Source organism: Chitinimonas taiwanensis DSM 18899 (assembly GCF_900119825.1).
GTDB lineage: Bacteria > Pseudomonadota > Gammaproteobacteria > Burkholderiales > Chitinimonadaceae > Chitinimonas > Chitinimonas taiwanensis.
Window position 1 is genome coordinate 124,167 of sequence record NZ_FPKR01000004.1, and the last position, 22,747, is coordinate 146,913.

The 22,747-nt window shown below is 64.3% G+C and carries 22 protein-coding genes; 10 read left to right on the forward strand and 12 right to left on the reverse strand.

Annotated elements, in window-relative coordinates:
* Both glgA and BT173_RS06075 read left to right on the forward strand, forming a co-directional pair.
* The gene (gene glgA, locus BT173_RS06070; RefSeq protein WP_072427742.1) at positions 1-1,461 is read left to right on the forward strand and encodes a glycogen synthase GlgA; all 1,461 of its coding nucleotides are present in this window, start codon (positions 1-3) and stop codon (positions 1,459-1,461) included.
* 146 nt (positions 1,462-1,607) lie between these two features.
* Positions 1,608-2,933, forward strand: a complete 1,326-nt coding sequence (locus tag BT173_RS06075; protein WP_072427743.1) for a DUF4397 domain-containing protein — start codon at positions 1,608-1,610, stop codon at positions 2,931-2,933.
* Positions 2,934-3,043: 110 nt separating this feature from the next.
* On the opposite strand, the gene BT173_RS06080 is transcribed toward BT173_RS06075, so the two are convergent.
* The 4 genes from BT173_RS06080 to BT173_RS06095 form a co-directional block, all read right to left on the reverse strand.
* Positions 3,044-4,669 carry a sensor domain-containing diguanylate cyclase gene (locus BT173_RS06080; RefSeq protein ID WP_072427744.1) on the reverse strand — a complete coding sequence of 542 codons (1,626 nt, stop codon included), beginning with the start codon at positions 4,667-4,669 and terminating at the stop codon, positions 3,044-3,046.
* A gap of 130 nt (positions 4,670-4,799) precedes the next feature.
* Positions 4,800-5,408: a GNAT family N-acetyltransferase gene (locus tag BT173_RS06085; protein ID WP_072427745.1), complete on the reverse strand. Its 609-nt coding sequence runs from the start codon at positions 5,406-5,408 to the stop codon at positions 4,800-4,802.
* Positions 5,409-5,512: 104 nt separating this feature from the next.
* Positions 5,513-5,833 carry a c-type cytochrome gene (locus BT173_RS06090; RefSeq protein WP_072427746.1) on the reverse strand — a complete coding sequence of 107 codons (321 nt, stop codon included), beginning with the start codon at positions 5,831-5,833 and terminating at the stop codon, positions 5,513-5,515.
* Positions 5,834-5,843: 10 nt separating this feature from the next.
* On the reverse strand, positions 5,844-6,164 hold the full coding sequence (locus BT173_RS06095; protein ID WP_072427747.1) for a c-type cytochrome: 321 nt from the start codon (positions 6,162-6,164) through the stop codon (positions 5,844-5,846).
* 202 nt (positions 6,165-6,366) lie between these two features.
* Between BT173_RS06095 and BT173_RS06100 the strand changes: the two genes are divergently transcribed.
* Entirely contained in the window at positions 6,367-7,293 is a 927-nt protein-coding gene (locus BT173_RS06100; RefSeq protein WP_072427748.1) for a MerR family transcriptional regulator, read from the forward strand.
* Between the two features lie 35 nt (positions 7,294-7,328).
* On the opposite strand, the gene BT173_RS06105 is transcribed toward BT173_RS06100, so the two are convergent.
* Entirely contained in the window at positions 7,329-8,141 is an 813-nt protein-coding gene (locus BT173_RS06105) for a class I SAM-dependent methyltransferase (protein WP_072427749.1), read from the reverse strand.
* Between BT173_RS06105 and gloB the strand changes: the two genes are divergently transcribed.
* Entirely contained in the window at positions 8,140-8,901 is a 762-nt protein-coding gene (gene gloB, locus BT173_RS06110) for a hydroxyacylglutathione hydrolase (RefSeq protein ID WP_072427750.1), read from the forward strand. The genes BT173_RS06105 and gloB overlap by 2 nt on opposite strands.
* Positions 8,902-9,062: 161 nt before the next feature.
* On the forward strand, positions 9,063-10,670 hold the full coding sequence (locus BT173_RS06115) for a LysM peptidoglycan-binding domain-containing protein (protein WP_072427751.1): 1,608 nt from the start codon (positions 9,063-9,065) through the stop codon (positions 10,668-10,670).
* A gap of 60 nt (positions 10,671-10,730) precedes the next feature.
* Here the strand turns inward: BT173_RS06115 and msrC are convergent, their stop codons facing one another.
* Complete coding sequence (gene msrC, locus BT173_RS06120; protein WP_072427752.1) at positions 10,731-11,219, reverse strand: free L-methionine (R)-S-oxide reductase MsrC; 489 nt, start codon at positions 11,217-11,219, stop codon at positions 10,731-10,733.
* A gap of 400 nt (positions 11,220-11,619) precedes the next feature.
* Between msrC and BT173_RS19240 the strand changes: the two genes are divergently transcribed.
* A complete protein-coding gene (locus BT173_RS19240; protein ID WP_139256062.1) occupies positions 11,620-11,985 on the forward strand; it encodes a hypothetical protein in 366 nt (121 codons plus the stop codon).
* 8 nt (positions 11,986-11,993) lie between these two features.
* On the opposite strand, the gene BT173_RS06130 is transcribed toward BT173_RS19240, so the two are convergent.
* From BT173_RS06130 to BT173_RS06140, 3 genes are all read right to left on the reverse strand, one after another.
* The gene (locus BT173_RS06130) at positions 11,994-13,313 is read right to left on the reverse strand and encodes a M48 family metalloprotease (protein WP_084658248.1); all 1,320 of its coding nucleotides are present in this window, start codon (positions 13,311-13,313) and stop codon (positions 11,994-11,996) included.
* A gap of 206 nt (positions 13,314-13,519) precedes the next feature.
* Positions 13,520-14,035 (reverse strand): single-stranded DNA-binding protein, encoded by a 516-nt coding sequence (gene ssb, locus BT173_RS06135; RefSeq protein WP_072427754.1) that lies wholly within the window; start codon positions 14,033-14,035, stop codon positions 13,520-13,522.
* 216 nt (positions 14,036-14,251) lie between these two features.
* A complete protein-coding gene (locus BT173_RS06140; RefSeq protein WP_072427755.1) occupies positions 14,252-15,616 on the reverse strand; it encodes an MFS transporter in 1,365 nt (454 codons plus the stop codon).
* Positions 15,617-15,807: 191 nt separating this feature from the next.
* On the opposite strand from BT173_RS06140, the gene uvrA reads away from it, so the two are divergent.
* Both uvrA and BT173_RS06150 read left to right on the forward strand, forming a co-directional pair.
* On the forward strand, positions 15,808-18,654 hold the full coding sequence (uvrA, locus tag BT173_RS06145; RefSeq protein WP_072427756.1) for an excinuclease ABC subunit UvrA: 2,847 nt from the start codon (positions 15,808-15,810) through the stop codon (positions 18,652-18,654).
* Positions 18,655-18,697: 43 nt separating this feature from the next.
* Positions 18,698-19,078 (forward strand): DUF8785 domain-containing protein, encoded by a 381-nt coding sequence (locus tag BT173_RS06150; RefSeq protein WP_072427757.1) that lies wholly within the window; start codon positions 18,698-18,700, stop codon positions 19,076-19,078.
* A 67-nt stretch (positions 19,079-19,145) separates the two neighbouring features.
* On the opposite strand, the gene BT173_RS06155 is transcribed toward BT173_RS06150, so the two are convergent.
* From BT173_RS06155 to ompR, 3 genes are all read right to left on the reverse strand, one after another.
* Complete coding sequence (locus BT173_RS06155; RefSeq protein WP_072427758.1) at positions 19,146-19,676, reverse strand: SRPBCC family protein; 531 nt, start codon at positions 19,674-19,676, stop codon at positions 19,146-19,148.
* Between the two features lie 62 nt (positions 19,677-19,738).
* On the reverse strand, positions 19,739-21,055 hold the full coding sequence (locus BT173_RS06160; RefSeq protein ID WP_072427759.1) for an ATP-binding protein: 1,317 nt from the start codon (positions 21,053-21,055) through the stop codon (positions 19,739-19,741).
* An 8-nt stretch (positions 21,056-21,063) separates the two neighbouring features.
* Entirely contained in the window at positions 21,064-21,798 is a 735-nt protein-coding gene (gene ompR / locus BT173_RS06165) for an osmolarity response regulator transcription factor OmpR (protein WP_139256063.1), read from the reverse strand.
* 153 nt (positions 21,799-21,951) lie between these two features.
* On the opposite strand from ompR, the gene BT173_RS06170 reads away from it, so the two are divergent.
* Positions 21,952-22,281 (forward strand): hypothetical protein, encoded by a 330-nt coding sequence (locus BT173_RS06170; protein ID WP_072427761.1) that lies wholly within the window; start codon positions 21,952-21,954, stop codon positions 22,279-22,281.
* A 79-nt stretch (positions 22,282-22,360) separates the two neighbouring features.
* Positions 22,361-22,744 (forward strand): response regulator, encoded by a 384-nt coding sequence (locus BT173_RS06175; protein WP_072427762.1) that lies wholly within the window; start codon positions 22,361-22,363, stop codon positions 22,742-22,744.
* The last annotated feature ends 3 nt before the right edge of the window (positions 22,745-22,747 follow it).

The following is a 22,747-nucleotide window of genomic DNA, read 5'->3' on the forward strand; positions in this document are numbered from 1 at the left end:
TTGAAGATTCTGCATGTGGCAGCCGAGTGTTTTCCGCTGCTGAAGACCGGCGGGCTGGCCGATGTGGTTGGCGCGCTGCCGGCCGCCCAGCGCGCGCTGGGTCAGGACGCACGCATCCTGCTGCCCGGCTTTCCGGCCATTCGCGCCGGGCTGCTCGATGCAAGGCTGCTGAACGTGGCGCTGGCGCCGCGCTTTGGCGCGCGCAGCCTGGCCCTCTGGCAGGGCCGGCTGCCCGATGGCACGCCCGTGTATATGATCGACGCGCCCGGCCTCTACGACCGCCCAGGCAACCCTTATGCCGATGGCGAGCAGCACGCCTATGCCGATAATCACCGCCGCTTTGCCCTGCTGGGCTGGCTGGCCGCCCAAGTGGCCGATGGCTTGCTGGCCGATTGGCGCCCCGACCTCGTGCATGCGCACGACTGGCATGCCGGCCTCGCGCCGGCCTATCTGCGCGAGCGCTCGCTGCGCCACGATGGCTTGGCCACGGCCAGTGTGTTCACCGTACATAACCTCGCCTACCAGGGCCTGTTCCCGGCCAGCCATTTTGCCGAGCTCGAGCTGCCGCGCGACTTCTTCCGCTACGACGGCTTGGAGTTCCACGGTCATCTGTCCTTTATCAAGGCCGGGTTGCAGTTCAGCCAACGCATCGCCACGGTCAGCCCCAGCTATGCGCGGGAAATCTGCACGGCCGAGCATGGTTGTGGCCTGGAGGGCTTGCTGCAGTACCGCGCCGGCGAGCTGGTCGGCATCCTGAATGGCGTGGATGCCAGCCTGTGGGACCCGGCCAGCGATCCGGCCCTGCCGGGACACTTCGATGCCGAGAAGACCGTGGGCAAGGCGCGCTGCAAGGCCGCGCTGCAGGCCGAGCTGGGTCTGGCGGCCGAGCCCGCTGCGCTGCTGTTTGGCGTGGTCAGCCGGCTGACCGAGCAAAAGGGCCTGAACCTGGTGCTGGCCGGCATGGCGGCGCTGCTCGCCCAGGGTGGCCAGCTGGCCTTGCTGGGCAGCGGTGATCTGGCCCTGGAAGCGGGTTTCAAGCAGTTGCAGCAGGATTATCCCGAGCGTGTGGCGGTGCGGCTGGGGTTTGATGAGGCGCTCTCGCACCGCATCTTTGCGGGTGTCGATGTGGTGCTGGTGCCCTCGCGCTTCGAGCCCTGTGGTCTGACTCAGATGTATGGCATGCGTTATGGCGCCTTGCCGCTGGCGCGCCGCACCGGTGGGCTGGCCGATACCGTGTTCGACTGCAGCCTGGAGAATCTGGCCGACGGCAGCGCCTGCGGCCTGGTGTTCGAGCGTTTCGAGCAGGCCGATTTTGATGCGGCCGTGCGGCGCGCGTTTGCCCTGTATGCCAAGCCCACCCAGTGGCGCGAAGTGCGCCGCCATGCCATGCAGCGCCAGTTCGACTGGAGCGGCCCGGCCCAGGCCTACCTCGAGTTGTACCGCGCCGCGCGCCAGGCCTGAGCCCGCAAACCAGCGCGGGCGTGCGGCTTACAGCTGGCTAACGGCTGTTACATTTGCCTAGCAATCTCTACACAGTTCCCCAACAGCCCGCGCTTACTGTCTGACGCGATTCCCGCCCCCGGCGGGGCAAGCGATCAGGAGCGGTAATGCAAGCAGCAATTTTCAAGCGCTGGGCGGCCGGCGCGGCCTTATTGGCCAGCCTGGCGGGGCTCTCGGCCTGTGATCTGAAGAAGGACGACGATAGCATCAAGCCCTGGTTCCGGGTGGTGAACCTGATGCCCGAACAGGCCAGCCTGGGCGTGGAGCTGGACGACGAAAGCGTGTTCAGCACGGTGGCCTTCGAAACCGCCACCAGCTTTGTCGAGCGCGACTGGAGCGGTAGCTCGGTGCTGGATGTGAACAGCGCCTCGGGCAGCCTGCTTGGCCGCTTTACCTTGAGTGCCAGCCAGGAAACCCATTACTCGATCGTGGTCTACCCGATTGCCGGCAGCGCCCAGGCCATCTATTTCCAGGACGAGGGCTACGACGATCTCGATAGCGGCAAATTCGTGATCCGCAGCCTGCTGGCTTCCAGCGTGCTGTCGGCCTACGACCTCTATCTGACTGGTGTGGACGAGAGCATCGCCTCGCTGGTGCCCACCGTCAGCGGTGTGACGGCCGGCAGTCTGAGCAGCTTCAGCGACGAGTTGAGCGCCGGCACCTACCGCCTGCGCCTGACCCCATCCGGCAGCAAGACCGTACTGTTCGATAGCACGCAGAGCTTTGGCAGCGGCGCCACCTATACGCTGGCCCTGTTCAGCCGCGGCAGCGCCACCCTGCCCACTGCGATGCTGCTGACGCCGAACGATGGCGGCGCCACCGTATTGCCGAACAGCCTCAGTCGTCTGCGCGTGGTGCAGGGCACGCCCGATGTGGCCAAAACGCGCGTCAGCCTGGACGGCGTGACCACCTATCAATCGATTCCGTTTGGCAGCGCCACTGATTATGTGACCCGCGCGGCCGGCAGCCGCACGCTGAGCTTTCTGGACGAGGATGCGGGCCGCGATTACGCGAGCCTGAGCGCGACCTTGGAAGGCGGGCGCGACTACACGCTGTTCACCCAGGGCCTGGCCAGCGCGGCCACGGCGGTGGCGATCGAGAACCGTCACGCGCCGATCAGCAGCGGCACCGTGCGCACCAGCTTCATCAATGCCACGGGCGATCAGAGCGCCGTGGATGCCATTGTCAACTACCAGCCGCTGGCCGCCAGCCTGGCGCGCAATAGCCGCTCCGACGCGGTCGAGCTGTATGCGAGCGTGCAGTACGACGGGGCATTCTATGCAAGCGCGAACAGTGCGCTCTTAAGCAGCTTCAAGATCGATACCGATTCCACCACCTATGACTACGAGACCTTTGTGGCCGGTGGCGATTACAGCATGGCCGTGGTGGGCACGGCTGGCAGTTACAAGAGCGTAGTGTTCAAGACCAATTAGCGGTCTTCCCCCTGCAAAACCGTCTCTCCTCCTACGCCGGTGCAGTTTGCCGGCGTTTTTTCGCGCCCGGCTTGCCTTGCTGGGAGGCGCGGTGCTGCCAAAGGCCGTACTTACTCCTCTTCGGAGACGGCAATCAAATTGCCACCGCCGCCGCAGGCCACCAGGCGATTACGCCCGGCATGCTTGGCTTGGTAGAGGGCGGTATCGGCATTGCGCAACACGTCTTCCAGATGGTCGCCGTGCTGTGGGAAGGCGGCGATGCCGATCGAGGTGGTCAGGCGGATCTGCTGGCCGCGCTGCAGGATCTGCATTTTCTCCACGCTTTGGCGGAATTGCTCACCGCGCAGGCGGGTCGCGGCCAGGCTGGCGCCAGTCAGCAGCACGGTGAATTCCTCGCCGCCATAGCGGCAGGCGACATCGCCGCTGCGCAGCACGCTACGCAGCTGCTTGGCGAATTCGCGCAAGACCTCGTCGCCCACATCATGGCCATAGCGGTCGTTGACCGATTTGAAGTGATCGATGTCCAGCATCATCACCCCGACCGAGCGGTTGCTGCGTCGTGAGCGGCGCTCGGCCTCCTCCAGCGCACCATCGAGGTAGCGGCGGTTATACAGGCCGGTCAGCGGGTCATGGATCGCCTCGTTGAACAGCGCCTCGCGCGCCTTCAGGCTGACCAGAGCAAGTGCGGCCCGCTTGGCCACACCATCCAGAAAAGCCGGGTCGTGCTGGCCACGCAGCTTGCGCAGATGCAGCAGGCCGAGGGTTTCGCCGCTGCCGATCAGCGGCACGCACACATGTTCGCTGTCGTCGCTTACATGCTGGCAGCGCAGGTTCTGCTGCATGCGGTCGGCCGGGTGCTGCTGGCCGCGCCGCAGTGCCCAGCAGTTGTTCGGTGGGAAGATGCGCTCGGCCTCAGGCAACGCGCCCCAGCCGGTTTCCAGCGCGGCCAGGCCGCCCTCGTCTTCGATCAGATAGATGCCGCCGCTCTGGGCTTCCAGATAGCCGGCCGAGAAATTGGCCAGCACCTGCGATAGCTCCTGTACCGACACGCAACTTTGCATCAGGTCGCCCATCTTGTTCAGCTGGTCCATCTCGTTCGAGCGCACGGCCTGCTGGCGCAGTGCCTCTTCCAGCTTGCGGTTCGAGATCTGCAGCTCGTTCTGCATCTGCTGGCGCTCGCTCATCTCGCGCTGCAGACGCCGGTTCGCCTCTTCCAGTTCGGTGGTGCGCTCGGCCACCTTGCGCTCCAGATTGGCCGACAGCTCGCGCAATTCTTCCTCGCGCGCTTCCAGCGCCGCCTCCTTGTCCTTGCGGGCGGCAATCTCCTCGGACAGCTTGAGATTGGCCTCACCGAGCTGACTCGGACTGGGAATGGCCACGATGCTGGGAATCAGCCGCCACAGCATGATGGCGGTGAATAGCGAGAGCAGGGCGCTGAATACGCGCAGCCAGACATCCACCCAGTAGATCGGGTGCCAGATGGCCAGGGTATCGAGAAAGAAAATGCTGCCGCAGGTGAGGATAAAGGCGGCGAACATCAGCACCAGGCGGTTGAAACGCAGATCACCCCGGATCTTGGTGATGGTGACGAGGGCGAGCGGGATGCTGAAATAGGCGATGCCGGTCAAGGTATTGGCCAGCACGAACAGCCACACCAGCTCGGCCGACCAGGCAATCTCATAGCCTTCGGGCAACATGCCGGCGCCAACAAAATACTGACTCAGCCAATCAAGCACGCGCGACTCCTGGGGTACGGGGCTCGCTGATGTCGGACCATAGGGCAGCTGAATCAGTAAACCTTAATGTGCCGCGCAGTATAGACAGGCGGCGCCAGCCCGAACATCCCGCAAATGGATGAGTTGCAGCTTAGCGCCGGCCGTGGCCATTGTGCACCAGGGGCGCTGTATGGTCGCGCGCCTGCCAGTCCGAGCGGGTCAGCGCGGTCAGCACATGGTCGCGCCATACCCCATCGATGAGCAGGTAGTCGCGCGCATAGCCCTCGCGCTGAAAGCCGAGTTTTTCCAGCAGGCGTGCGCTGCGCAGATTGTCGGGCAGGTGATTGGCCGCGATGCGATGCAGATTGAAGGCCTCGAAGGCCCAGGGCAACGCCAGCTCCAGCGCGCGCTGCATGCGGCCCTGGCCCCAATGCGCTTGGGCGAGCGCGTAACCGAGCGTGCAGCCATGAAACGGGTAGCCGCTCAGGCTGCTGAAATTGATATCGCCGATGACCTCGCGCTGATCGGCGTCGAAGATGAACAGCCCGGCGCTGCGCGCCTGCTCAAAATGGCTGAGATTCAGCGCCACGCGCATTTCCCAAAAGGCGGCGCTGTAGAAATTATCGGGGCGGCGCGGTGAGAACGGCGCGTGCGCCATGCGGTTGGCCTGGAAGAAGCGCAGGATGGCCGGGATATCCTCGGGCGAGGCCAGGCGGACAGTCAGTTCTCCATCGCTCAGTTCGGGCAGTGGCTGGGACATGGTGGTGGCACTCGGGCTTAGGCATGCTGTGAAGGCAGGCGGCTGCATAAAAACACAACGCCCGGCTGGCGGGCGTTGGATGGGGCGACGCTGCGGCTTGCGCTTTAGCGCTTCATATTCAGGCCGCTTTTCTGCGCGGCGAACCAGGCCGACAGATTGGCGATATCGGCCTTGGACAGCGGCTTGGCCATGCCCGCCATGATGGCGTTGTTACGTGCACCGCTCTGGTAATCGAGCAGCACGCGCGCCAGGTAGTCAGCATGCTGGCCAGCCAGCACCGGGTATTGCGGGTTGCTGCTATTGCCATCCACATTGTGGCAGCTCGCGCACAGCTGCTCGGCCTTGGCCTTACCGGCATTCAGATCGGCCGCCAGCGTGGGCAGCGCAAAACCAGCCAGGGCCAGCAGGGAAATCAGCGTCTTCATCGTCTTCCCCTTAGCGTTTGGCGGCATAGTAGGCAGCCAGGTCGGCGATGTCCTGATCGGACAGCTGGGCGGCGAGGCCGGTCATGGTCGGATGCTTGCGGGTGCCGGTCTTGTAGGCTTGCAGCGCGGCCACCAGGTAATCGGCATGCTGGCCGCCGATCTTGGGCACATGGTAGACGCTGGGGAAAGCCGTCTTGTAACCGTCGATGCCGTGGCAGCCCACGCACATCGAGTTCTTCTTGGCACCGGCTTGCGGATTGCCAGCGGCCAGGCTTGCCAGCGGTAGGGCGCACAGCAGCCCCAGTGCGAGCCATGTCGGCTTGTGAAACATTGTCACCTCCCATATTGGTATCGTGTTCCAGCGGCGGGAGTCGCCAGAATCCGCTGCATTGTAACGACGCCCCCGCGGCTGCGCCATGACGCTTTTCGGCCTGTGGCGCACCGGCAAAACGGCGCTTCTGTAAACAGGCAATGCAGGCGAGCGCGCTCTGCGGTGATAATCTCGGCCATATCCTTCAGCACGGAACCCGGTCATGCAAGAAGATCTGACCCTAGGACTCAATATCAGCGCGGTGGAGCGTGAAACCGGCCTCTCCAAGGAGCTGCTGCGCATCTGGGAGCGCCGTTACGGCTTCCCGCTGCCGGCGCGCGATGAGCAGGGCGACCGCGTCTACCCGCCCGCCCAGGTGGACAAGCTGCGCCTGGTGCGCCGCCTGCTCGACCGCGGCCTGCGCCCGAACAAGATCGTCCATAGCGATATCCAGGACCTGAGCCGCCTGCTGGAAAGCATGAGCGACACCGGCGGCCAGGCGCCGAGCGCCCAGGCCGATAAGGACAGGCTGCTCGACTGCTTGCACAGCCGCGACCTGACCGAGCTGCAGCGCTATCTGCAGCACGAGCTGGTGGTGCGCGGCCTGCGCGATTTCGTGTCGAATTTCATGCCGGCCACGAATAACCGCATCGGCGAAGCCTGGTTTGCCGGCGAGCTGAGCGCCTGGCAGGAACACAGCTATGTCGAGCAGATTTCCCATGTGGTGCGCATGGCCACCCAATCGCTCGGCCAATCGCTGGTGCCGCCGCGTGTGTTGCTGACCACGCCGGCCGGCGAGCAGCATGGCTTGGGCCTGTTGATGGTGGAGGCAATGCTGCGCATGCAGTCGGCACAGACCTGGTCCTTGGGCGTCTCGCTGCCGCTCAACGATATGGTGGATGCCTGTACGGCGGTCGATTGCGATGTGCTCGCCTTGTCGCTGTCCTCGTCCTTCCCCTGGCGCGATGCGGGCGACATCATCGTCAAGCTGCGCCAGCGCCTGCCGGCGCATATCGCACTGTGGATAGGTGGGGCAGGAGCGGGCAGCCTGAAGCGTCTGCCTGAAGGCGTGCTGCGTCTGGACAGCCTGCTGGAAGTGGCACCGGCAGTACAGGCTTGGCGGGCAGAGCGCGCCGCGCTTAGCCACTAGCCTCCTGCTGGCAGCATAAGGCTTACGGCCTTAGCTTAGTTGTCGGTCTGCGTAGGTGTGGCGCGTGCCGTCACACCCGTCTGTTTCGGTGTGGTCGGCGCGCCAGCCGGCTGGCTGCGCCGGTCCGGTACGCCGACCGCGACCGCGCGGCCCACCGGCTTGGCTTTTTTCCAGCCCGGGGTAATCAGGCGCATGCCGCGTACCCGTTTGACCGCCGAGATGCAGTACACCCCGCCGCCGATGGGCCACCAGCGCGCCCCGGCCTTTTCCATGAAAGCGAATTTATCGCGCCAACCGGCGCGCAGCAGTGGCGGCACATAGCAATCGAGCTGGCTGGCGGTGGTTTCGAAACCGAGCAGGGCCAGCCAGTCCTTGACCCGCGGCACGCTGAGAAACTGACCCTGCCAGGGCATGCCGCGGCGGCGCTTGCCCAGGCGGGTGGCGCCCCACAGACTCCAGGGATTGAAGCCGCTGAGTATGACCCGACCTTCCGGTACCAGTACGCGCTCGACCTCGCGCAGCACCGCGCGCGGGTCGGGGTGAAAGTCCAGCGTATGGGGCAAAATGACTAGATCGATGCTGGCGGCGGGGAAGGGTAGCTGAACCGGGTCGCAATGCAGTGGGCAGGCTGCGCTGAGGCCCGCCAGTAGGCGGGTGGGCATGCGATTGCTGCGCAGCAAGGGCAGGGCGGGCTGATCGAGCTGCAGCGCGTAATAACCGAATACATCGGCCACCGCCCGGTCGAAAAACACCTGCTCGCGCGTGGCGACATATTCGCCCAGCGGACTGCGCAACCAGTCGGCGAAAGCCGCGCTGCTGCGATTGGCCGATTCATTGGAGACTTGCATGCCGAATATCCTGCCCGTTCCCATCCTGCAGGACAACTATGTTTGGCTCGCCTACCAGGCGGGGCGCGCCATCGTGGTCGACCCGGGCGAGGCCGGCCCGGTGCAGGCCAGGCTGAATGAGCTTGGTCTGCAGCTCGAGGCCATCCTGATTACCCATCACCACCATGACCATATCGGCGGTCTGGCGGAACTGAAGGCCCACTACGATTGTCCTGTGTACGGGCCCGCGGGTATTGCCGGCGTCAACCAGCCCTTGGCTGACGGCGAAACACTCGTGCTGGCTGGCCTGGGCTCGCGCTTCAGCGTGCTAGCGGTACCCGGTCACACGCTCGACCACTTGGCTTATTACGGCGAAGGCCTGCTGTTCTGCGGCGATACGCTGTTTGCCTGCGGTTGCGGCCGGCTGTTTGAGGGCTCGCCCGCACAGATGCAGGCCTCGCTGGCGCGTCTCGCGGCGCTGCCCGATGACACCCTGATGTGCTGCACGCATGAATACACGCTGGCCAACCAGCGCTTTGCCCTGGCGGCCGAACCCGATAATGCCGAGCTGCGCCAACGGGCCGAGGCAGACAGTGCGCGCCGCGTACGCGGCGAGCCGACGCTGCCCAGCAGCATAGGGCTGGAAAAAGCCAGCAATCCATTTTTGCGCTGGCACTCGCCCAGCCTGATGGCGGTAGCACGACAGCATGGGGCGGTTGATGACAGCCCGGTGCAGGTGTTTGCCGCGCTGCGGCGCTGGAAGGACCAGTTCCGTGGCTGAAATCGGGTCCGATAGCCAGGCTGAATTGCAGCCTTCGATTTGATTATTAAGGAAATTTTTCATTGACGTGCGCAGCTGGCCGCCCTTACCATCCGGCCAGATTTTGACACCAGCATGTCTTGCACAGCCCCTGCGCCGACATGCTTTTTTCTTTTCCGGACATGCAAATCATCGAATTCCGCCTCCTTCCCCTGTTCGCCCTGGTCGCCGCGCTGTTTGCGCCGCAGGCCCTGGCGGAAGACGCGGCTGTTCCGGCCAACGACCCGGCCCTGCTCATGCAGGTCCCGCTCGATGCCGGCCAGCCCCTGCTCAATACCCAAGCTGCCAACGAACCCGCCGATCTTTGGACCCGTGTGCGGCAAGGCTTCAAGATGGACAATCTGGACAATGCCCAAGTGCGTGCCCAGGAACAGTTCTACGCCAAGCACCCCGAGTACATGCGCCGGGTGGTCGAGCGCAGCCGTCGCTATCTGTACTTCATCGTCGGTGAAGTCGAGCGGCGCGGCATGCCGACCGAGCTGGCGCTGCTGCCCATCGTGGAAAGCGCCTTCGTGCCGCGCGCTCAGTCGCACGCGCTGGCCTCGGGCCTGTGGCAGTTCATTCCCTCCACCGGCCAGCGTTACGGCCTCGAGCGCACCTGGTGGTATGACGGCCGCCAGGATGTGATGGCCGCCACCTATGCGGCTCTCGACTATCTGCAAGACTTGTACAACCTGTTCGGCGACTGGCAGCTCGCGCTGGCCGCCTACAACTGGGGCGAGGGCGGTGTCGGTCGTGCGCTGGCCAAGACGCGCGCCAGGGGCCTCGATGACGACTTCGAAACCATCAAGAAGCCGCGCGAGACCGAGAACTACGTACCCAAGCTGATTGCCGTGCGCAATATCATCGCCAACCCGGAAGCCTATGGAATCAAGATTCCCTCGGTGCCCGATCAGCCCTATTTCCAGCCGGTGAGCACCGGCAAGCATATGGACCTGCAGCTGGCGGCCAAGCTGGCCGGTACCACGCTGGAAGAGCTGATGATGTTGAATCCGGGCTTCATCCGCCCGGTGTTCGCGCACAAGGAAGACCGCAAGCTGCTGTTGCCCATCGACAAGGTGGAAACCTTCGAGCGCAATCTGAAGAGCTATGACGCACCGCTGCTGTCCTGGCAGCCTTATGTCACCAAGCGCGGCGAATCGCTGGATGCGATTGCCGACAAGTTCAGCATCGCACTGGCCGAGCTCAAGGATGTGAACAAGCTCGGCAATGCCCGTGCCGCCAATGGTCAGACCATCCTGGTGCCTATCCGCGGTGAGAGCGATGCCAATGAGCGGCAGAACCTCGCTTCGCTGATCGCCGGCTCGGTGGCTGCGATTGCCCAGCCGGAGGCGGACGACCCGGCGCCGGCGCAGGCCAGCCGTGCGACGACCGTGCAGCGTCATAAGGTCAGCCGCGGCGATACGCTGTTTGGCATTGCCAAGCGCTATGGCATGCAGGTGGCGGAGCTGAAGGCGCTTAACGGCCTGACTTCCAATAATGTGCCGGCCGGACGCCTGCTCAAGGTATCGGCCGAGGCCGAGCCTGCGCCTGCCGTACGCGGCAAGCCCGCTGCCGGCAAGCTGATCAAGGTGAAGACCCGCCAGCACGTGGTGCGACGTGGCGATACCCTGGACGAGATCGCCCGCAAATACGATGTGAGCGTGAGCGAGCTGAAGAAGTGGAACCGGCCAGTGGCGCGTGGCGTGCTGAAGGTAGGCTTCAAGCTGCAGATTCGCCAGGAAAGCTGAGTCGTCCAGCCCCAATAAAAAACCCCGCCTCGGCGGGGTTTTTTATTGGGGCCAGCTGTTTCAGGCCGCCGGGAAGTCGGTTGCGGCAATAAAACAGGCCAGCAGCTGTTCGAGGCCGTCGCGGTCGGCCGCGCTGAAGCGATGGGTCTCCGGGCTATCGATATCGAATACGCCGATCAGGCGCTCGTTGACGATGACGGGCAGCACGATCTCCGAGTTCGAGGCGGCATCGCAGGCGATATGGCCAGGGAAGGCATGCACATCGTCGACCACCACGGTTTCACGCTTGACGGCGGTTGTGCCGCACACGCCACGACCAAAGGGTATGCGCACGCAGGCCACCTTGCCCTGGAAGGGGCCAAGCACCAGCTCTTCGCCACGGGCGAGGTAAAAGCCGGCCCAGTTCAGCGCCGCCAGAGTCTGGTAGATAAAGGCCGAGAACTGCGCGGCATTGGCAATGAAGTCGCGCTCGCCTTCAAATAGGCTTTGCAACTGGCGGCTTAGTGCGGGGTAGTCGGGCGTGCGGCTTTGGTCGGCGGTGTTGAACATGACTCATCCTTTGCAAACAGGCGGCGATAATAGCACCGGCCAGGAACGCTTGAAGCGGCGCTTGGTCCACCGTGCATTCCAATTCATCATCGAGGCGAGCTTGGGCGGATTGAAGCAACGCATGCTACTGGGCGCCAGCATGTCCATTCTGATGCATGGGCTGATATTCGCCTTGCTGCCGGGTCTTAGCCTGCGTCCAATTCCCAAACCACGAGCGTTGGAGGTACGCCTCAGTGCGCGCCTATGGTCGCCCCCCGCTGCCCTCACACCATCGAAGCCGGCCCGTAGCCAGTCGGGCCTGCGTCGCGCTCCACGCCCGCAGGTTGCGCGCCCGGTCACCGCCACAGCGCCAGTGCATGCCGGCGCCGAAGCCGCGATGCCCCCGGTCATGCCGGAGGCCATGCCTGAACCTTCCTTGCCCGAGCTCAGCCTGGCCGAGCGCGCGCGCGCCGGCCTCCAAGCGGCAGACCGTGAACTGCAGGCTGCGGCCCAGGCGCACCCGAATGGCCAGCTAATGGCGCTGCCCGCGCCGCATCGCAATCTGCAATCGCTGCCGCCTGCTCTGCAAACCGCGCTGGCGCGCAGTTTTGAGCATGAGCTGGCCGAGCTGGTGGTGCTGGGGCGCAGCGAATCGCAGCAAGGCAATGAGCGCGTCACGCGCATCCACACCAATAAGGGTACCTATTGTGTGCGCGAGTACCTGGTCAAACCCCACTACCTGCGCGATGCCCCCACCGTACCCAGGGTGGGGGGCTGCGGGCCTTGAGATACTGACTAAGGCTGGCTGGGCGTAGCAGCCGGGGCGGTAGCTCGCTGTTCGGCCTTCCAGCGCATGGCGGCGTAGATACGCTGGTAGCCGCTCGGATGGTCGAAGAAGATGAACTCCTCCACCGGGCCTGGCTGCAGCTTGCGGTACTCGGCCAGTTTGAAGATCGCTTCGGCGAAACCATCCGGCTCGCGCGAGGCATTCAGGCCAAACAGATCGGCCTCGGTCTCGGCGCTGCGGATGATGGTGCTGAATACCGGCGTGGCCATGAACAGATACACGGACAGTAGCGCCACCAGCAGCGGCAAGCCGGCCGGATCGCTGATGCCACGCACGCCATGGCGGTTGGCAAAGCGCTCTGCAGCCCAGTCCCAGCTGAGCTTGATGAACAGCAGGCCCCCCATCAGCAAGAGGCTCATATACAGCGCCAGCTTGAAGCTATGGTTGAGCACATAGTGGCCCATCTCATGGGCCATCACGGCGCGGATCTCGGGCAGCGAGGTGCGCTGGAGCAGATTGTCGTTCAAGGCGATGCGCGTGGTGCCGAACAGGCCGCTGACATTGGCGCTGACCCGCTTGGTCTGTTTGGAGGCATCGAAGTAGTAGACATTGTCGACCGGAATGCCGTTCGCGCGCGCCATCGACAGGATCTCATCGCGAATCTGGCCCTGCGGTAGCGGCTTGTACGTGTTGAACAGCGGGCTGATGAAGACCGGCGCGATCATAATCAGCAGTGCGATCAGACCGGCGCCGCCTACGCCGCCCCAGGCCCACCAGCTGCGGGGCTGGCGGCGCAGCAGCGCATACAGCCCCAGCAGAGCAACACTCATCAATAAGGTATTCACGAGCAGTGCGATGCCGAACTCGCCCAGCCAGCCGGCCAGGCTCAGATTGGACAAGCCGTACTGATGCTCGCGGAAATAGCCTTCGTACAGACTGAGCGGCAGCATCAATAGGGTGGTGAGCGGCGTATAGATCAGCGCATAGATCAGCACCTGGCGGTGCTTACCCTGGCTGCGCCGTTCGGCAAAGTCGCGGATGTGGGCGGAAATCTGCCGTGATAGCAGCAGCCAGGCCACCAACAGGCCATAGAGCAGGTTCCACAGCAGCAGCCAGTAGCCGCCTTCGGCATAGCTATCCGACTTGGCACGCGCCTCGCCCTGCAGGCGATCCATGAAGGCCTGGGTTGCCACCTTCGGGTCGAGAACGGGCGGCGCGGCTTGAGCGGCCGGCGTGACGCTGGGGGTGGCGGTATCAGGCTCGGCGGCCTGTAATGGGCTAGTGCCCAGCGTAAAAAGCAGCAGCAGGGTGGCAAGATGTTTCAGCATCGGAGGTCTTTCGCGAGCTCGGTGCGCAGCGCACCGCGATAAGGAACAGCATAATTCATAACATACCTAATGGTATGCTTATTCGTCGGCCAATCTGGCTGAGCGCGGCATCCACGCCACAACGTGTCGCGCCCCCTTGTCTGGCAGGGGCGCTCAGCGATAAAAAAAGCCCAGCCATGAGGCCGGGCTTTGCTGCGTGTTGCGCTTCAGAACGGGATGTCGTCCTCGAAGTCGTCGAAGCTCTGCGGTTTTTGCGGCGCGGGGCGCGCTTGCGGGGCTGCGGCCGGTGCGCCGCCGCCCATATTGCCGCCACGCGCTTGCGGTGCTTCGTTATAGGCGGGTGGGGTCTGGTCGTATTCCGAGCCACCGCCCATGCCGGCGCCACCGCGGCCGCCTAGCATCTTCATCTCGTCAGCGATGATCTCGGTGGTGTAACGATCGGCACCGGTGGTCTTGTCCTGCCATTTGCGGGTCTGCAGGCGGCCTTCGATATACACCGAGCTGCCCTTCTTCAGGTACTGGCCAGCGATCTCAGCCAGGCGGCGATACATGGTGATGTTGTGCCACTCGGTCTTTTCCTGCTTCTGGCCGCTGTTCTTGTCCTTCCAGGTCTCGGTGGTGGCAATGCTGAAATTGCACACGGCCGAGCCGTCGGGCATGTAACGCATTTCCGGGTCGCGGCCCAGATTGCCGATCAGCAGGACTTTATTGAGCGATGCCATGGGTTCTTTCTCCGTCAGTAATTCGGGTTGCTGGACCCGTTAAGCAATAGGCCGTTGGGACGGCTGGAATCGTTGCGAAGCCTGGTGTGCTTCGATCGGCGACCCGCCGTTCCCCATCGGCTAAGGCCTGGCGCTAGCCGGCCTTGATAAGGGTTGATGCTGCTGCAGGCCATCGCTGCCGCAGGGAAGCGCGTTCAGCTGACTGCCTTGATACCGTTACGCGGCTTGCTCGGCCAGCAGTGCCTGTGCACCGGCCTCGTCCCAGCCCTCGCGCAGCACCTTCAGGTAGGCCACGCCTTCGGCGGCGATGACCACCGCCTCCTTCACGCCGGGCAGCAGGCTGAGCCGGCGGGCCAGATCGGCAGCGGCTTCAGTCGACATATCGTCGATATGGTACATCATCGTCCGTACCGGCAGCGGTGGGCGCAAACCAAGGGTGACCAGCAGCCACAGGCCGATCAGCGCCGCGCAGAACAGGTGCACCGGCAGCACGCCGCCCTGGTGGTACAGCCAGCCGCCCGCCACCGAGCCGACAAAGAAACCGAGCGACTGGGTGGTGTTATAGACGCCCATTGCCGTGCCCTTGGCATCGGCCGGGGCGATCTTGCTGATCAGGCTGGGCTGGGTCGCTTCCAGGATATTGAAGGCGATGAAATACACGCCCAGCCAGACCAGGATGCGCGTCAGGGTATCGAACTGGGCCGCCATGCCTAGCTGGGCCAGCAGCATCAGTGCCACCGCGCCGATGAACACCGGTTTGAGCTTGTTGCGGGTCTCGGCCACGATCACGGCCGGCACCATCAGCACAAAGCCGATGGCCATCACCGGCAGATAGACTTTCCAATGCTCGCCGGAAGCGAGACCCGCGCTGTTCACCAGCGCCAGCGGCAGGGTCACGAATAGCGCCATCTGCGCCGCATGCAGGGCGAACACGCCGTAGTTGAGGCGCAGCAATTGCGGATCGCGCAGTACCGCGCCCAGGCGCTTGGGATTGGCCTCGGCGTCGGAGTGGAAGCGGCTGCGCGACGGGTCGGGAATGATCTGCCAGACACCGAATATGGCGGCCACGGCCAACGCGGCGGTCAGCCAGAAGATGCCGGATAGGCCGATGCTGGCAGCCAGTGCCGGGGCCGCCACCAGTGAGACGGCGAAGGTCAGGCCGATGGAGCCACCCACCATGGCCATCGCCTTGGTGCGGTTTTCTTCGCGGGTCAGATCGGCCAACAGGGCGGTGATGGCGGCGGAGATCGCGCCCGCACCCTGCATGGCGCGACCGATGGTGATCCAGAGCAGATCCTGCGCGCAGGCGGCCACCACGCTACCGACGGCCAGGAGGGCGAGGCCGGCATAGATGACCGGCTTGCGGCCGATGTGGTCGGACAGCATGCCCAGCGGCAACTGCAGCAGGGCCTGGGTCAGCCCATAGGCGCCCAGCGCCATGCCGACCAGCGCGTGGTTATCGCCGCCGGGCAGTTGGCTGGCATACAGGGCGAACACCGGCAGCACCAGGAACATGCCCAGCATGCGCAAGGCGTACAGGCCGGCAAGGCCAGCAGAAGCGCGGAGTTCGAACGGGGACATGGGCGATAGCGATGCGGCAACAGCGAAAGGCGCGATTCTAGCAAAAGCCGAGGCGGGCCCGGCGCTTATCTGGTCGCGGCGAGGCCGGCGAGGGGCATGGATGAGCAGTACAACAGACGCAGGCTAGCCACGCTCTTTGGCGCCAACTCCGGTAAACTCGCCGATTGCTTTTCAGCCACTCCGAGCCGGCCATGAGCTATCGCCCCATAGATCCGAATAATCTGATCCGCATCCGCGGTGCCCGCACGCACAATCTGAAGAACGTCAGCCTCGATCTGCCGCGTCATCAGCTGATCGTGATCACCGGCCTGTCCGGTTCGGGCAAGTCCTCACTGGCCTTCGATACCCTGTATGCGGAGGGGCAGCGTCGCTATGTGGAGAGCCTGTCGGCCTATGCGCGCCAGTTCCTGCAGCTGATGGAAAAGCCGGATGTGGACCTGATCGAAGGGTTGTCGCCGGCCATCTCGATCGAGCAGAAGGCGACCAGCCACAATCCGCGCTCCACCGTGGGCACGGTGACCGAGATTCACGACTATCTGCGCCTTTTGTACGCGCGCGTGGGCACACCGTACTGCCCCGATCACCAGCAGCCGCTGGAGTCGCAGACGGTCAGCCAGATGGTCGACCATGTGCTGGCCTTGCCCGAGGACACCAAATTGATGGTGTTGGCGCCGGTCATCATGGGCAAAAAGGGCGAAAACCTGGATCTGTTCGATGAGCTGCGCGCGCAGGGCTTCGTGCGCGTGCGCGTGGATGGCGAGGTGTTCGAGATCGACGCGATCCCGAAGCTGGACAAGAACAAGAAGCACACGATTGAAGTGGTGGTTGACCGCCTGAAGGTGCGCGCCGACCTGCAGCAGCGCCTGGCGGAAAGCTTTGAGACCGCCTTGCGCCATGCCGATGGCCGCGCGATTGCGGTGGAGATGGATGGCGGCAAGGAGCACTGGTTCTCGGCCAAGTTTGCCTGCCCGGTGTGTAGCTATTCGCTGCCCGAGCTCGAGCCGCGCCTGTTCTCCTTCAATAACCCGATGGGCGCCTGCCCGAAGTGCGATGGCCTGGGTGCCATCCAGTTCTTCGACGAGAAGCGCGTGGTCGCCTTCCCGCATCTGAGCCTGGCGGCCGGGGCCATCAAGGGCTGGGATAAGCGCAACCAGTTCTACTTCCAGATGCTGGTTAGCCTGGCCGAGCATTACGGCTTCAGCGTGGATACGCCCTTCGACGAGCTGACCGAGGAAGTGCGCGAGGTGGTGCTGCACGGTTCGGGCAAGGAAGAAATCGCCTTCATCTACCTGAACGAGCGCGGCACCAAGTTCGAGCGCATCCATCCCTTCGAGGGCATCATCCAGAACCTCGAACGCCGCTACCGCGAAACCGATTCGACCGCGGTGCGCGAGGAGCTGGCCAAATACCTGAACAACCAGCCCTGCCCCAGCTGTCAGGGTGCACGCCTGCGCCTGGAAGCGCGTCATGTGCTGATTGGCGCCAAGAATATCTACGACGTGAGTCAGCTCGCGCTGCGCGATTCGAGCAAGTTCTTCGCCGAGCTGAGCCTGCAGGGCAATAAAGCGCAGATTGCTGAGAAGATCGTCAAGGAGGTCAGCGACCGTCTCGGCTTCCTGGTCAATGTCGGCCTCGACTACCTGAGCCTCGATCGTTCGGCCGATACGCTCAGCGGTGGCGAGGCGCAGCGTATCCGTCTGGCCAGCCAGATCGGCTCGGGCCTGACTGGCGTCATGTATGTGCTGGATGAGCCGAGCATCGGCCTGCACCAGCGCGATAACGACCGCCTCCTGGGCACGCTCATGCATCTGCGCGACCTCGGCAATAGCGTGATCGTGGTCGAGCACGATGAGGATGCGATCCGCGCGGCCGACTTCGTGGTGGATATGGGGCCCGGTGCGGGCGAGCACGGTGGCCAGGTGTTGGCGCTGGGCACGCCGGGCGAGGTGATGGCCAATCCGGCCTCGGTTACCGGCCAGTTCCTGTCCGGCCAGCGCAAGATCGAAGTGCCCAGCGTGCGCCGCCAGCCCGATCCTGATCGCTGGCTGCTGCTGAAGGGCGCGCGCGGCAATAATCTGAAGGGCGTGAATCTGGCTCTGCCGCTTGGTCTTTTGGTGTGCATTACCGGCGTTTCCGGCTCGGGCAAGTCCACCCTGATCAATGACACGCTGTACGCGGCCGCCGCGCGCAGCATCTATGGCAGCAATACTGAACCGGCGCCGCACGACGAGATCGTCGGCCTTGAGCAGTTCGACAAGGTGATCAATGTCGACCAGTCGCCGATTGGCCGCACGCCACGTTCGAACCCGGCCACCTATACCGGTTTGTTCACACCAATCCGCGATCTGTATGCGGGCGTGCCCACCGCGCGCGAACGCGGCTACGGGCCGGGGCGCTTCTCCTTCAATGTGAAGGGCGGCCGCTGCGAAGCCTGTCAGGGCGATGGCGTGATCAAGGTCGAGATGCACTTCCTGCCCGATGTGTATGTGCCCTGCGATGTCTGCCACGGCAAGCGTTATAACCGCGAGACGCTGGAAGTGCAGTACAAGGGCAAGAACATCACCGAGGTACTGGAGATGACGGTCGAGCATGCGCGCGAGTTCTTTGACGCCGTGCCCTCAATCGCCCGCAAGCTGCAGACACTGATGGATGTCGGCCTCAGCTATATCCGCCTTGGCCAGAGTGCCACCACCCTGAGCGGTGGCGAGGCGCAGCGCGTGAAGCTGGCGCTGGAACTGTCCAAGCGCGATACCGGCCGCACGCTGTATATCCTCGACGAGCCGACCACCGGCCTGCATTTCCACGATATCGACCTGTTGCTGAAGGTGCTGCACCGCCTGCGCGAGCACGGCAATAGCGTGGTGGTGATCGAGCACAATCTGGACGTGATCAAGACCGCCGACTGGTGCGTGGACCTGGGGCCGGAGGGTGGTGCCGGTGGCGGACAGATTCTGGCCAGCGGTACGCCGGAAGATATCGCCGCCAACCCCAAGAGCCACACCGGGCATTATCTGAAAAAGTTGCTGGCTGGCGCCTAAAGAGCCACAAGACAATCAAGCCATAACAAGCGAGAGGAAAACCATGCAGAACCCGTTTGCCAATATCCGCTGGGGCCGTTGGGTGCTCGGCTTCCTGATGCTGATCGTGGTGCTGTGCGCCGCCTATCTGTGGGTGGTGCTGAACTGGAACTATGCCGAGGGCGAGCGGGCCGGCTATGTGCAGAAGCTGTCCAAGAAGGGCTGGCTGTGCAAGACCTGGGAAGGTGAGCTGGCCATGATCAATATCCCCGGCACCCTGTCGGAGAAATTCCTCTTCACCGTGCACGATGACAAGGTGGTCGAGCAGATCAATGCCACGCTGGGCAAGAAGGTCTCGCTCAAGTACGACCAGCACGTGGGCGTGCCCACTAGCTGCTTTGGCGAAACCATGTATTACGTGACCGGCGTGCAGAGTGTCGAGTAGCCACATCGATGACGGAAAAGAAAGCGGTACCCCTGTGGCACCGTTTTGCTTTGCTCCTACTGCGCGGCTAGCCTTGCTCCACGCGCCGCTTCAGATTGGCCAGACCGGCCTCGAAGTCCGGTCCGACCAACTGGTCCATGAACAGGCCGAAGTAACGATTGATCGGGTTCATGCCCATATCGCCGGCATTGGTCCAGGTCAGCCGGGTGCCGCTGCCGCTGGCTTCCAGGCGCAACACGCCGCTTGAGCGCATGCCCATGTCGGGGAAGCTCAGCGTGTAATCGAGCTGGCGGTTCGGATCGATGGCGGTGAATACCATCTCGCCATTGCCCTCGCTGGCGCTCCGCCACTGCCAGCCCGCGTTCAGGCCGCGCGCTGGGCCGCTATAGCTGAGCTGCATCTGCGGATCGCGCTGGTTCCACACCGTCCAGTGCTTCCAGGCACGCGGGTCGTCCAGCTGGGCAAAGATGCGTTCGGGCGGGGCGTTGATCACCGTGCTGCGCGCAATGGCGAATTCGCTGGGTAGAAAGAAACCGACCACCACGATCAGGGCGATGAGGCCCACGAGGCCCAGCACGATTTGCTTGATACGCTGCATCGCAAGCACTCCGGAGAAGGGGTATGCAGGCCAATATAGTGCAGCGGGCGGCGGCTTGCGTATCAGCCCCGTGCCAGCGGCAGGCGTAGCGCGGCGCACAGGCCACCCTCGCGCCGATTGCTCAGCTGCAGCATGCCGCCATGCAGGCGCGCGATGCGCTCGACGATGGCCAGCCCCAGGCCGCTGCCGCCATCGGCGCGCCGCGCGCTATCCAGACGGTGAAAGGGTTTCAGCGCATCGCCCAGCTGGGCGGGCGGGATGCCGCTGCCGCTATCGCAGACCTGGAAGACCAGCTGCTGTGCGTGTTGCTGCACGCTCAGGCTGAGCGGCGCGGCACCATAGCGGCACGCATTGTCGAGCAGATTGACCAGCGCGCGGGTCAGCGCCAGCGGGCGCAGGCTGGCCAGCGGCAGCTCGTCGTCCAGATGCAGCTCGATCTCCACCCCAGTGCGCGCGAAGCGGGCCAGCACGCTGCGCGCCAACTCGGCCGGGTCCACGGTCTGCAGCGCCTCCTCGCCCAGGCCGCGCGCAAAGTCGATGAACTGGCCGAGGATGCGCTCGATGTCCTCCACATCCTCGCGCATGCCATCCTGCAGGCTCATGTCCTGCATCATTTCCACCCCAAGCTTGAGGCGGGCCAGCGGTGTGCGCAGATCGTGCGAGATGCCAGCCAGCATCACCGCGCGCTCGCGCTCGGTGGCATCCAGATCGGCCAGCATGCGGTTGAAGCTGGCCGAGAGCTGCGCGACTTCGCGCGGGCCGGTTTCCGGCAGCGGTTCGGGGCGCTCGCCGCGTCCGAGTCGTGCGGCGGCCACGCCCAATTCGCGCAGCGGGCGATTCAGCCGCCAGGCGAACAGGCCGGCCACGCTCAGCGCCAGTAGCGCGAAGACCGCGGCGGCGGCGGCCAGCGTCCAAGTCGGGTCGGATTGGAAACGCCCGAGGGGAATCACCAGCCAGTAGGGCTGGCCAAGCATATTCACGCGCACCCACAGCTGCTTCTTGGGCTGGCGGGTTTCGCGCACCTCGCCCACGCCAGCGAGCTGCTGCTGCAGCGCGGCGGCGATCGCGCGCGTCTGCGGGCTGCGCGGCGCCTTGGCCGGTGGGGCATCCGTGCTGTTCAGCGCTACCAGATGTGGCGCATACGGCCTATGGGTGAGGGCGATCCATTCCGCCTGCTCGCTGGCGCTCATGCCATCCAGCTGGTCTTCCAGATCGGCCAGCATTTCGCCGATCTGCTCGCTGGTCTGGCGCGCCACCATCTGCTGGCGGTTATAGCCGGACAGTGCCACCACGAAAGCCAGGCTGGCGATCAGGGCCAGCGCGGTCAGCCAGGTCAGGCGCCAGAAGATGGTGCGTGGAAAGAGCGGGGGCAGGCGCATGGCGGCGATCAGCGTTCGCCGCCATCCGGCACAAACACATAGCCAAAGCCCCAAACGGTTTGCAGATAGCGCGGCTCGGCCGAGTTGTCCTCGATCAGCTTGCGCAGGCGCGAGACCTGCACATCGATGCTGCGGTCGAAAGCCTCGTGTTCACGTCCGCGCGCCAGCTCCATCAGGCGCTCACGGCTGAGCGGCTGGCGTGGGTGGCTGGCGAATACGCGCAGCAGGGCGAATTCGGCATTGGTAAGTGGAATCGGCTCCTCGCCGCGCAGCAGCTTGCGATTGCTGATTTCCAGGCGGAAGCCGCCAAACTCGAAATGCTCGCCCTCGGTCAGCGGCGCGGCCAGGGCCGACGGCTCCTTCTGGCGGCGCAGTACGGCATTGATGCGTGCCAGCAGCTCGCGCGGATTGAAGGGCTTGGGCAGATAGTCGTCCGCACCCATCTCCAGGCCGATGATGCGGTCGATATCGTCACCGCGCGCGGTCAGCATGATGATGGGGATATTGTCACCCATAGCGCGCAGGCGCCGGCACACGGCCAGGCCATCCTCGCCCGGCATCATCAGGTCGAGCAACACCAGGGCCGGGCGGTTGCGCTGCAGGCGCGCTTCCAGTTTGCTGGCATCTTCGAAGGCGTCGACGGAAAAGCCCTGTTCGTTCAGATAGCGCTGCACCAGTTCGCGCAGGCGCGGGTCATCGTCGATGAGCAGGATCTTCTTGCTGGGCTGGGGGCTAGAGGTCATGATCGGCAGTGTAGCGGCTGGCTGTGGGCCGGGCAGTCACAGTTGTAAAAAAGCATTGCCAGCGTAGCGCCTGGGCAAGCCCGTTTACAATTGCGCCGCGAAGCGCCCCGCCGGGCCGCGTATGCTTGAGCCATCTGTCCTCGCCCCACCACCATGTTCCGCCTGCCTGTACGCCTTGCCCTGCTGCTTGCCCTGCCCGCCGTGCTGGCCGCGCCCGCCGAGCCGCCTGCGCCGCTGCCGCCTGCGCTGCACAAGGCGGAGCGCATGGAGCTGCGCTTTCAGCACCGCGAAGCACGCATCCGTGAGGCACTTGAGCGCGGCGACCTGACCCCGCACGAGGCCGAGCGCTTGCGCGAACGGCTGGAGAAGCGCCGCGAACGTCTGGAGATGTGGCGTCAGCATCCACATTTGCTGCACCGCGACGGCCGCCGCCCGCGTCCCTTACCCGATGCGGCCCCACCCAGCCTGCCGGAAAGCGACTGAACGCGCCGTCAATACCGTTTGGCAGGCGCTAGCCCGCCTGCACTACAATGCAACGAATCATCGAGAGAAGACCCGCTCCATGGCCGTTGCTGACAGCAAGAAAACCATCCTCATCGTTGATGACTCCGCCAGTCTGCGTCAGGTCGTGCACCTGGCCCTGGTCGAGGCCGGCTATGCGGTGATCGAGGCGGCCGATGGCTTCGAGGGCCTGGCCCGGCTGGACGGCCGGCGCATCCACCTGATCATTTCCGATGTGAACATGCCGAATATGGACGGCATCGCCTTTGTGCGCGCGGTCAAGCAGCTGAATGACTACCGCTTCGTGCCCATCATCATGCTGACCACCGAAGCGCAGGAGGACAAGAAGATCGAGGGGCAGATGGCCGGCGCCAAGGCCTGGGTGGTCAAGCCCTTCCAGCCCGAGCAGATGTTGCGCGCGGTGTCCAAGCTGATCCTGCCCTGAGCG

Bases quoted from the DNA above. Each gene is read 5' to 3' on its own strand.
- BT173_RS06095 (WP_072427747.1), bottom strand. From the start codon at position 6,164: ATGTTTCACAAGCCGACATGGCTCGCACTGGGGCTGCTGTGCGCCCTA.
- BT173_RS06175 (WP_072427762.1), top strand. From the start codon at position 22,361: ATGGCCGTTGCTGACAGCAAGAAAACCATCCTCATCGTTGATGACTCC.
- ompR (WP_139256063.1), bottom strand. From the start codon at position 21,798: ATGACCTCTAGCCCCCAGCCCAGCAAGAAGATCCTGCTCATCGACGAT.
- ssb (WP_072427754.1), bottom strand. From the start codon at position 14,035: ATGGCATCGCTCAATAAAGTCCTGCTGATCGGCAATCTGGGCCGCGAC.
- BT173_RS06160 (WP_072427759.1), bottom strand. From the start codon at position 21,055: ATGCGCCTGCCCCCGCTCTTTCCACGCACCATCTTCTGGCGCCTGACC.
- BT173_RS06130 (WP_084658248.1), bottom strand. From the start codon at position 13,313: ATGCTGAAACATCTTGCCACCCTGCTGCTGCTTTTTACGCTGGGCACT.
- BT173_RS06100 (WP_072427748.1), top strand. From the start codon at position 6,367: ATGCAAGAAGATCTGACCCTAGGACTCAATATCAGCGCGGTGGAGCGT.
- BT173_RS19240 (WP_139256062.1), top strand. From the start codon at position 11,620: ATGCCTGAACCTTCCTTGCCCGAGCTCAGCCTGGCCGAGCGCGCGCGC.
- BT173_RS06085 (WP_072427745.1), bottom strand. From the start codon at position 5,408: ATGTCCCAGCCACTGCCCGAACTGAGCGATGGAGAACTGACTGTCCGC.
- BT173_RS06140 (WP_072427755.1), bottom strand. From the start codon at position 15,616: ATGTCCCCGTTCGAACTCCGCGCTTCTGCTGGCCTTGCCGGCCTGTAC.
- BT173_RS06170 (WP_072427761.1), top strand. From the start codon at position 21,952: ATGTTCCGCCTGCCTGTACGCCTTGCCCTGCTGCTTGCCCTGCCCGCC.
- BT173_RS06105 (WP_072427749.1), bottom strand. From the start codon at position 8,141: ATGCAAGTCTCCAATGAATCGGCCAATCGCAGCAGCGCGGCTTTCGCC.
- BT173_RS06075 (WP_072427743.1), top strand. From the start codon at position 1,608: ATGCAAGCAGCAATTTTCAAGCGCTGGGCGGCCGGCGCGGCCTTATTG.
- BT173_RS06090 (WP_072427746.1), bottom strand. From the start codon at position 5,833: ATGAAGACGCTGATTTCCCTGCTGGCCCTGGCTGGTTTTGCGCTGCCC.
- gloB (WP_072427750.1), top strand. From the start codon at position 8,140: ATGCCGAATATCCTGCCCGTTCCCATCCTGCAGGACAACTATGTTTGG.
- BT173_RS06155 (WP_072427758.1), bottom strand. From the start codon at position 19,676: ATGCAGCGTATCAAGCAAATCGTGCTGGGCCTCGTGGGCCTCATCGCC.
- uvrA (WP_072427756.1), top strand. From the start codon at position 15,808: ATGAGCTATCGCCCCATAGATCCGAATAATCTGATCCGCATCCGCGGT.
- BT173_RS06150 (WP_072427757.1), top strand. From the start codon at position 18,698: ATGCAGAACCCGTTTGCCAATATCCGCTGGGGCCGTTGGGTGCTCGGC.
- msrC (WP_072427752.1), bottom strand. From the start codon at position 11,219: ATGTTCAACACCGCCGACCAAAGCCGCACGCCCGACTACCCCGCACTA.
- BT173_RS06115 (WP_072427751.1), top strand. From the start codon at position 9,063: ATGCAAATCATCGAATTCCGCCTCCTTCCCCTGTTCGCCCTGGTCGCC.